Genomic DNA, 7,646 nt, shown 5'->3' with positions numbered 1-7,646 from the left:
CAGTATCTATTAACACTACATCTTTACCTCTTGATTTTGCGTGCGTTATTGCATCGTACACAACAGCGGCTGCATCTGAACCTTTTTGATGAGCAATCACAGTGGTATTTAACCGATTACCCCATTCTTTGAGCTGCTCAATTGCAGCTGCCCTAAATGTATCTGCAGCAGCTAAAACAACTTCTTCCCCCTGGCTAGAATACATCTTTGCTAACTTTGCAGCAGTTGTGGTCTTACCGCTACCGTTAACTCCAACAATTAATATTACATAAGGTTTTTGCGGGAAATCATTAACCACTTCGTCTTGCTGTAAATTTTCCACTAAAATATCTCTCAACAATAAAAGTGGATCATTGTAAGAATTATCAGTTTTGTACTTATTTTTTAACTCTTCCAAAATTTTATTGGAAACTTCAACACCCATGTCAGACATTATTAAAATCTCTTCCAATTCTTCCAATACATCATCATCGAGAATTTTACCCGAAAAAATTGTTTTGATATTTTTGAATATGGTATTTCTCGCTTTACTTAAACCATTTTTGAACTTTTCAAAAATTCCCATTCATCTACCTCCATTACATCAATCAAAGGTTAATCTGGACTAAACAAAATTCTACCTCGTTTTAATAATAATCGGTAATTTTCTGATTACAAAGTAGTTTTGTATAGAAACAATTTCGTTAGTTATTAAATCCGTTCCATATAAAGTAAAATCTACTGGTATTTCTCCATATCTATCTTCCAAATTTAATATGGTAGTGTATTCATCCTCTTCTCCATTCCATTTTATCATTATTATACCCTTAGATAAATCCCGGATAGAAAAGTGGTCACAGGTTGATTTAATCTCTTTGGTCATGTTAACAATCTTCTTAAAGAAGCTTAAAAATTCATAATCACCCTGGTTCCATTTAATTGGATCTTTTTCGAAAAGATTAGGTAGTTTTTCCATCATTAATTCTTGACCAGCATATATTAAAGAAGCACCTGGCAAAATATTATATAAAACAGTCCAATTTTTGATCTTATCTTTTCCCTCTAAAACCGATGCTATTCTGGGATTATCATGATTTTCTAAAAAGCGCATCTTAATAGAATTTTTTGGAAATATTGTATCCTGCAAGAAAACATGATCAAAATAATAATTCAAATCTTTCTCTCCAGAAAAATAACTTTTTAGATTATAGAAGCCATCATAATCATATGTTAGGTCAAAGGCTTGGTATACCTCAGAATCTGAATGAACATTGTACCCTTTAGTTCTAAAATCGTGAATAAATTTTGGGTCAAGTGTTTCTGCCAACCAGATAATTTCCTTTCTTTGGTTCAATCGTTCTCTAGCTTTTTTCCAGAACTCCAAAGGCACAAGCGAAGCAACATCACATCTAAAACCATCGACGCCAAGATCAACCCACTCATCTAAAACTTTTATTAGATAATCCCACAAATCCTCATGCTCATAATCCAAATCGTAAACATCCATCCAATCTTCAACTTTTCTTGTCAATTTACCATTTTCATCTTTCATAAACCATTCAGGATGTGTTTCAACCAACTTTGAATCTATAGAGGTATGATTGAAAACAATATCGATCATTATTTTTAACCCATTGTCATGTGCCTTGTCTATCAATCTTTTAAAATCTCTTTTGCTTCCAATTTCTTTAGATATTTCTTCGTAATCTTTTATCGAATAAGGACTTCCATGAGTACCTTTTCTACCAACCTTTCCAATGGGATAAAAAGGCATGAACCACAGTATGTCTGCTCCCAAAGCCTTAATACGTTCAATATCGTTATATATATCATTAAAGGTCCCAGCATTTCCATAATTTCTAACAAAAACTTCATAAATTACAGAACTTTTTAACCAACTTGGTGAGTCTATTGCCACGTTTGAACCTCCTCAAAGTTTAATTTTTCCTAAAACCCAACAAATATTATATCATTGATTATATCAAATACCTATCATTTTTTTAAAAATTTATATCAAAATTCATGACTTAATTTTTTTAATAAGTAAATCAAATTTTTTGTATAATATCTTGACATTTTTAAAGTTTTATGTTATAATTTTTTCAAAATGCTAGGAAATTCTATCAAAAATATTATTTAAAACATAAAAAATTAATAATAGGAGGTTCTAATATGCCAAAATATCGTTTATCCAAATGTCCAGTATGTGGGGGCAAGTTAAATATCGTAAAATATAGATGTGAAGAATGCGGAACTGAAATATCTGGCAACTTCGAATTAGAAGAATTTGCACAATTAACAAACCAACAATTAAATTTTTTGAAGATCTTTATCAAGGTGAGAGGAAATTTATCTGAATTACAAAAAGAGCTTGGTATCTCTTATCCTACGGCAAAAGCAAGATTAGAAGAAGTTGCAACAGCAATGGGATACGAATCCGAAAGCATTGAAAGTAGAGAAAAAACCCTTGAAATACTCGAAAAGATTGAAAAAGGAGAGATTACCCCTGAAGATGCAAAAGAACTATTAAAAAAATACAAAAAATAAAGGAGTGATTGTAAATGCCAAAGATCGATTTGAATGATGCAAAATCCATAAAAATAAAAGCCCGAAATTTTCATGGAAGAATAAAGATTTGTCATGGAGAAATAACTCATCTTGAATACGAAGATCAAGATATCAACGTAGGAACTAGTTGGAATTCAATTCGTACAACCGTATCAATCAATATAGATTATGAAAAAGGTGATTTTTTATCAAGATTCTTTTCTTTCTCTAAAATGTTCCATGAAGTACCTATTAACTTGTACATAGCTGATCAAGTTAACGAAATAACGTTAGACCTATCTTCTGCTGATATAGAAGCTGATTTGGATTCTACTAACTTATATAATTTAACGATCAAAACACGTTCAGGAGATGTAGATATCACTGGATCTAATCAAACTAAAACTTTGAAATTTTTGATGGTGGATACCGGGTCGGGTGACGTGAGTATCAACTTAAATAAAAGTGAGATGAATGAACTGATTTTAAAAGGAGCTTCTGGAGATTTTGAAATTCACAACGTGAATATATTAAATGGTGATTTTAGTATGGCCAGTGGCGATGTTTTTGTTGATAACTCTAAAATTGAAAATCTTAAGTTAAATATGGCTTCCGGTGATGTTTCGATAAATAAATCTATCGTGAAAGTAGCAAACTTTAAAACAGCGAGCGGTGATATCTTTGTAGATTCCCTCGGGGAAGATTTTTATTGTTCGGTAAACACCGCTTCCGGAGATACAGATCTAATAGTTCAAGGAAAAGAAAAAATTTATTTAGAGTCTCCAATAAACAGGTATTCATCATCGATAAAATCAAACGTAGATTTAGTTCAAAGTAGTGATTCTTCTACTATGCCCAAAAAAAGAGTTTTAAAAATTAACGTACTGAGTGGGGATATTAGTATTAGAGGAGTAGAACCTCAGGGGAAAGTCATAGAAGAAATAGAAAAAGAAAAACCTGAAGATGTTTCAAAAGGTGATGAATTCCTAACTATAGAAGAGAAAAAGATTTTGTCCTTATTAAAAGAAGAAAAGATTTCTCGATCTTTTGCAATAGAGCTATTAAAAGAGTTAGGGTACTCTGAAGAGCTTGCAGAAAAATTTTTAAAGGACAGGGGGTGTAATACATGGCAGGAAGAGTAATATTAATTGCATTAGGTATTTTAATCGTTTTATCAGTCATTTTCAACGAATTCTTGGTTAGTTTCAGCTTGATAGAATTCTTTTTTGGAGTTATTTTTTTTGGATATGGACTAAGTTTTTTCAAAAGGAGAAACGTAGGAACTCTTGGAAGTCTAATATTTGGAATAATACTTATGATCGATACATTTGAGTTGTTTCCCAGTTCTTTAGATTTTTGGCAACTAGTTCTATTGATGATCGCGTCTTATATTATTGCTGCTGGATTTAGCGGAGTATTTCATATAAGAAAACCCCACTTAAAGGTTAATAAATCGATAATATCCGAAAATCTGCCACCTAAATTTACAGGCGATACACTTGACTTGTCAACAGATGTGGACTGGAGTTCTGTAACTATTGACTCTTCTAAGATAGACACACCTGTAAAAGTAAAAGCTGTTATTGATAATGATATATATTCTTTTAGGAAAGAATATGACTCTTCTAAAGTCGATATTTTGAACAAGCTGAAAGTATCCAATGTAAAAGTACCTGAACGGGCAAAGATAACTTTATATTTAAATGAGAACATTAATTACAATTATCGTGCAAAACTGAACGTTAGTGTAGCTTTTTTTGATTTAAGACAAATTAAAACAAGAGAAGTGAGAGTCAAATCAACTGCATCTAAAATCACTTTGATACCTTCTCAGAAGGATAATACCACAGTTGATGTAGACTCTGAAGTTTCATCGATAAATATAAAATTGCCTAGGGATGTTGCTTTAGTATTAAACCATGTTGGGGATTTGAACTTCAAAAATTTTGAACGAATGTTTCAAAGAGAAGATGGAACTTATGTTTCTGATAATTTCTCGGAGGCATCTTACACTTGTTATCTTAATATTTCCTCGGAAATTTCCCATTTAAATGTTGAATTTATGTAATTAATCTTTATTTCTATACAAATTCATATAAAATTTAAATAAATCAGGTAATTTTTTGAATCGATGGGGCTCTTCAAACATTCTATACAACCATTCTAATCCAAGCTTCTGAAAGAAAAGAGGAGCCCTTTTCGTAACGCCAGCAAATACGTCAAAGCTACCACCAACTCCCATCATAAGCTTTGCTTGTAACGTTTCATAGTTTCGAAAAATAAAGGATTCTTGTTTTGGAATTCCCATCCCTACAAAAAGAAGATCTGTTTTACTATCATTAATTTTTCGAACTAACTCACCTTCAGCATTTTTGTCAAAATACCCATGATGATACCCGACTATATTTACCTTGAAAATTTTCTCAATTATTTGAGCTGCTTGTTTAACCACACCCTCTTCTGACCCGAGTAAAAATATTCTATAATTATTTATTTCAGACAATTCTAACAAATACTTCATTGTATCTATACCCGGGCATCTTTCCGTCTCAATTCCTTTCTTTTTGAGTAATTTAACTATTCCCACCCCGTCAGGAATGGAAAAAGTTGCTTTACTAATGGCTTTAGAATATTCGTTACCCTTTAAATATTCCATATACATCAACGCATTTAAAGTAACTATCCAAAGTTTCTCTTTTCCGATTTGGTCTTCGATAAAAGAATAAATATCATCTTGACTGCCATAAATCATCGGGATGTCTTTCAAAAGGAACTGTCCAACCAATATATTCACCTCTAAATACTGTTTCGAGTCGAAATATTGTATCACAAATAAATTAGAATTTCCATAAAAATATTATACAAATAAAAGGTTGAATTAAGAAAAATGTTTACACTATAAAAACAAAAATTGACGTTTAATTAACCAAATTCCTTATCTTTCATTGTATAATACTGTGAACTTTGATGTAAACTTCTCAAATTAGGAGGAAGGATCATGGAAAAAACTTTACTCAGTCAAGACAAAAATGTTAAGAAATACCTCATCAAATTTTCTAAAGATGAAATTGAAAAAATTGAAGATCAAATCGTTCGAGAAATTAACCAACATTATACCTTTGAAGGATTCAGAAAAGGAAAGGTTCCCAAACAGGTTATTAAGTTGCGCTTGGGTTCTGATTTCAACAATATGTTATTGGAAGAAGCAGAACATGAGCTGGATCACAAAATCAGAGAAGAAGAAAAGTTGCTCTTCCCAATTATTGTTGAATCAAGAGCTCAAGATGAGGGACACATGGAATTTGAAGTTTTGCTTCACACCTATCCTGAAATTATAAAAACAGAATTTGAAAATATGACGGTTAAAGTCCCTGAATCTAAAGAAGTGGTTGAGGACTTTGTACAAAGAAGATTGAATGATTTACTAGAGAGCAACGCAATATTAGACCCCAAAGAAGAACCCATACAGTACGGAGATTACGTAAGAATTAATTATGATTTAGTAGATGAAAACGGTGAAGTGATCAAATCTGATGAAGAAGAGGAAATAATAGTTAGAGAAGATGATGAAAGGGAGCTCGTTAAAGAACTCATCGGAAAAACTACCGGTGATGAATTTGAATTAGAAAAAGAAGATCAAAACAAAAAATTGATTCAAAAAGTTCGAATCTCACAAGCTTATACAAGAAGGCTTCCCGAATTAAACGATAATTTCGCAAAAGAGCTGAATATTGAAGTAGAAACATTGAATGATCTGAAAGAGACGTTGAAAAAAGAAGGAGAAGAAGCCGTTAAAAATTGGCAGGATGAATTTGTGATTAACTATATCTTATCGGAGTTACCAAATTATGTGGATATTGATATCTCTGAAGAGAGTTTAAATTATTATATTGATTCGACTATAAACGATCTTAAAAACAAGGGTAAATACGAAGAAAACTTAAAAAAATTCGAAAATGATGAAAATAAATTGAGAGAGGAAACCAAAAAGAGCGCCTTGAATTGGATTAAAGAGATGGTTGTCATCGAAAAACTATCCTTAGAAAACGATATAAAAGTAGGGAACGAAGAATTATCCCAAGAAATCAAGAACTTCTCAACTATGTATGGATTACCTTTCTCACGTGCTCAGGAGATAATAAGTTCAAATCCTGAACTCTCTAATGAAATTGTGTGGAACAAATTAAGAGAGAAAGTAGCCCAATTCATCAAAGATAAAGTAAAAATAGTTGAAATATCAAAAGAAGAGTTCGAAGGTGAAAATGTAAACCCACCCAAAGAAGAGAAAGAAGAAAAAGCAAATACTGATAATGAAGTAAATGAAGAATAGTCTAGACAAAAGCAAAATTATATGATAAAATACATTTGAAGTTGATGGGGACGTAGTGAAGCTGGTTATCATGCCGGTCTGTCACACCGGTGCCCGCGGGTTCGAGTCCCGTCGTCCCCGCCAATTTGGCAACGTAGCCAAGGGGTCAAAGGCGGCGGTCTGCAAAACCGCTATTCGAGGGTTCAAATCCCTCCGTTGCCTCCATTATAACTAAGTTATCCCTGTGTATTACTTCCTCAGGACCAACGTTTTCTTTGAATGTAAGTATTTCATTGGTTTTTTTACCAATTATTTCTTTTAATTCCTTTGATGAATAGTTCACCAAACCCTTCCCAACGCTTTCTCTTTTTTTATTGTATATTATCACCAGATCTCCGACGGAAAAACTACCTGATACACTTACAATCCCTACCGCTAACAGACTTTTTCCTTTTAAAAGTGCCTCATGGGCTCCCTTATCAACAATTAATTCGCCTTTTGGCTTCAAGCTGAATTGAATCCATCTCTTTCTTTTGCTCATTCTTTTTCCTTTAGGTAAAAAGGTTGTACCAACATTGAACTGCTCATTTTCAACATTATCCACAGCCTTTGTAATAATACCCTCTTCATAAGATGGGAGAATTGTTAAAGGTATTCCTGAGGCGATGGAAATCTTTGCTGCTTTTAATTTTGAACTCATCCCGCCGGTACCTAGTTTACCACTTTTTCCATTAGCAAGATTTTCAAGCTCAGGAGTAACTTCTTCAACAATATTGATCAGTGATTTCGGATTACCTAAATCTTTCAACAA

At 32.5% G+C, this 7,646-nt stretch carries 7 protein-coding genes, 2 tRNA genes and 1 pseudogene; 6 read left to right on the top strand and 4 right to left on the bottom strand.

Features of this window, described 5'->3' with window-relative positions:
- On the bottom strand, window positions 1–565 hold a 565-nt coding region (locus AA81_RS10740), incomplete at its 3' end, for a signal recognition particle receptor subunit alpha (protein ID WP_169999747.1).
- A gap of 51 nt (window positions 566–616) precedes the next feature.
- A complete protein-coding gene (locus AA81_RS10735; RefSeq protein WP_103898977.1) occupies window positions 617–1,897 on the bottom strand; it encodes an alpha-amylase family glycosyl hydrolase in 1,281 nt (426 codons plus the stop codon).
- A gap of 254 nt (window positions 1,898–2,151) precedes the next feature.
- Here AA81_RS10735 and AA81_RS10730 point away from each other — a divergent pair, with 254 nt between their 5' ends.
- Genes AA81_RS10730 through AA81_RS10720 form a run of 3 tightly spaced genes read left to right on the top strand, consistent with a single transcriptional unit; the run spans window position 2,152 to window position 4,594 of the window.
- Complete coding sequence (locus AA81_RS10730; protein WP_103898976.1) at window positions 2,152–2,526, top strand: DUF2089 domain-containing protein; 375 nt, start codon at window positions 2,152–2,154, stop codon at window positions 2,524–2,526.
- A gap of 14 nt (window positions 2,527–2,540) precedes the next feature.
- Entirely contained in the window at window positions 2,541–3,668 is a 1,128-nt protein-coding gene (locus tag AA81_RS10725; protein WP_103898975.1) for a DUF4097 family beta strand repeat-containing protein, read from the top strand.
- On the top strand, window positions 3,653–4,594 hold the full coding sequence (locus AA81_RS10720; protein WP_103898974.1) for a hypothetical protein: 942 nt from the start codon (window positions 3,653–3,655) through the stop codon (window positions 4,592–4,594). Before AA81_RS10725 ends, AA81_RS10720 begins: the two co-directional genes overlap by 16 nt.
- On the opposite strand, the gene AA81_RS10715 is transcribed toward AA81_RS10720, so the two are convergent.
- Entirely contained in the window at window positions 4,595–5,320 is a 726-nt protein-coding gene (locus AA81_RS10715) for a WecB/TagA/CpsF family glycosyltransferase (protein ID WP_245863601.1), read from the bottom strand.
- A gap of 204 nt (window positions 5,321–5,524) precedes the next feature.
- Between AA81_RS10715 and AA81_RS10710 the strand changes: the two genes are divergently transcribed.
- The 3 genes from AA81_RS10710 to AA81_RS10700 all read left to right on the top strand — a co-directional run bounded on the left by AA81_RS10710 (window position 5,525) and on the right by AA81_RS10700 (window position 7,060).
- Window positions 5,525–6,856: a trigger factor gene (locus AA81_RS10710; protein ID WP_103898972.1), complete on the top strand. Its 1,332-nt coding sequence runs from the start codon at window positions 5,525–5,527 to the stop codon at window positions 6,854–6,856.
- 46 nt (window positions 6,857–6,902) lie between these two features.
- A tRNA-Asp gene (locus AA81_RS10705) sits at window positions 6,903–6,979 on the top strand.
- Between the two features lie 4 nt (window positions 6,980–6,983).
- A tRNA-Cys gene (locus AA81_RS10700) sits at window positions 6,984–7,060 on the top strand.
- Between the two features lie 73 nt (window positions 7,061–7,133).
- Here the strand turns inward: AA81_RS10700 and AA81_RS14900 are convergent.
- A pseudogene (locus tag AA81_RS14900) lies at window positions 7,134–7,376 on the bottom strand (PUA domain-containing protein); the annotation flags it as partial.
- Window positions 7,377–7,646 lie beyond the last annotated feature (270 nt).

The organism is Petrotoga halophila DSM 16923 (genome assembly GCF_002924615.1).
Note: the sequence above shows the minus strand (reverse complement) of the source record. Positions and strands in the feature narration are given on the sequence as shown.

What these genes read in the sequence shown, in the direction of transcription:
- AA81_RS10730 (WP_103898976.1), top strand. Translation starts at nt 2,152, where the DNA reads ATGCCAAAATATCGTTTATCCAAATGTCCAGTATGTGGGGGCAAGTTA.
- AA81_RS10725 (WP_103898975.1), top strand. Translation starts at nt 2,541, where the DNA reads ATGCCAAAGATCGATTTGAATGATGCAAAATCCATAAAAATAAAAGCC.
- AA81_RS10720 (WP_103898974.1), top strand. Translation starts at nt 3,653, where the DNA reads ATGGCAGGAAGAGTAATATTAATTGCATTAGGTATTTTAATCGTTTTA.
- AA81_RS10710 (WP_103898972.1), top strand. Translation starts at nt 5,525, where the DNA reads ATGGAAAAAACTTTACTCAGTCAAGACAAAAATGTTAAGAAATACCTC.